This window comes from Streptomyces sp. SBT349 (genome assembly GCF_001083795.1).
Lineage (GTDB): Bacteria > Actinomycetota > Actinomycetes > Streptomycetales > Streptomycetaceae > Streptomyces.
The window spans coordinates 1-1344 of sequence record NZ_LAVK01000674.1; the positions used below are offsets into that span (position 1 = coordinate 1).

At 76.1% G+C, this 1344-nt stretch carries 2 protein-coding genes; one reads left to right on the forward strand and one right to left on the reverse strand.

Features of this window, described 5'->3' with window-relative positions; translation table 11 throughout:
- Window positions 1-118 precede the first annotated feature (118 nt).
- On the reverse strand, window positions 119-718 hold the full coding sequence (locus tag ADY01_RS35730; protein ID WP_049581062.1) for a DUF1349 domain-containing protein: 600 nt from the start codon (window positions 716-718) through the stop codon (window positions 119-121).
- A 123-nt stretch (window positions 719-841) separates the two neighbouring features.
- Here ADY01_RS35730 and ADY01_RS35735 point away from each other — a divergent pair.
- The coding region (locus ADY01_RS35735; RefSeq protein ID WP_049581063.1) for a phytoene desaturase family protein at window positions 842-1344 on the forward strand (503 nt) is incomplete at its 3' end.

Genomic DNA, 1344 nt, shown 5'->3' on the forward strand with positions numbered 1-1344 from the left:
GCAGGGTGGCGGGTGTCGTGCTGCATGGGCTCCTTCGGTGACGACGGGAACGCGGCGGAACGCGGCGGACTGCCGGGAGGCGCGGCGGCCTTCCACCCTACGGCGGCCGACTGACAGTTCAGGTGCCCCCGCGCAGGTCGGTGAGGGTGCGGCGGGTGACGGTGATGCCCGTGAAGCGCACCGTGGCGCCGGGGCCGGTCGGGGACTGGGCGAGGAAGCCGATCTCCGCCCCGGGGTCGAGCGCGAAGTACCGCACCAGGTGCCAGAACCGGCCGTCCGTGGAGGCGTGGAACGCGTAGGCCGCGCCGATGCGGGCGACGCGCAGCCAGACGTCGCCGCTCTCGACGGTGAAGCCGTTGGCGTCGTCGGAGACGCCCCGGGTGACGACGGACACGATCGTGGGGCGGCGCTGCGGGGAGAGCTCGACGCAGAGCTTGGCCCAGGCGTCGTCCCCCGCGTGCACGAGCAGCACCCCGGCGTCATAGGTCGCCGCGAGATCCAGGGTAACGCGGGCGCTCAGCGTGAGGTCCCCCGGCAGGCGGCTCACCAGGGCCGGGGCGTTCGCGAAGCGGTCGGGGCCGCCCGGGTCGGCGAAGAGGTCGGTCCCCGGACCCGCGGTGAGGGTCAGCGCGTCCTCGCCCTCGACGGTCGGGGCCGCCCGCGCGCCGAGCCGGCGCAGCGGCGCCGGGAACGCCGGGAGGATCACCTGTTCAGCCATCGGACACCCCTTCGTCTGCCGCGCCTGCCGGGACCCTAGCGAGGGCGCGGCGGGCCCGCCAGGGCTCCGGGCCCCGCCCCGGGGGACGCTGGCCGGAAGCCGCCCTCCGTGCTACCAAGGGCCATGCCCGACTTCGGTTCCTACGACGCCGTCATCGTCGGCGGCGGCCACAACGGCCTGGTGGCCGCCGCCTATCTGGCCCGCGCGGGGCGCAGGGTCCTGGTGCTGGAGCGCCTGGGCCGCACCGGTGGCGCCGCCGTCTCCGACGAGACCTTCCCCGGCGTGGCGGCCCGGCTCTCCCGGTACGCCTATCTGGTCAGCCTGCTGCCGCGGCGGATCGTGCGGGACCTCGGCCTGGATCTGGAGCTGCGGGCCCGGCGGATCTCCTCGTACACGCCGGTGGTCCGCGACGGCCGCCCCGGCGGGCTGCTGATCGGCGGCGGGGAGGCGAGGACGCGGGAGGCGTTCGCCCGGGTGACCGGGTCCGAGCGGGAGTACGAGGCGTGGCGGCGGTTCTACGGGATGACCGGGCGGGTGGCCGCCCGGGTCTTCCCCACCCTCACGGAGCCGCTGCCGACTCGCGCCGAGCTGCGCGCCAGGGTGACGGAAGGGGCGGAAGGGGCCGA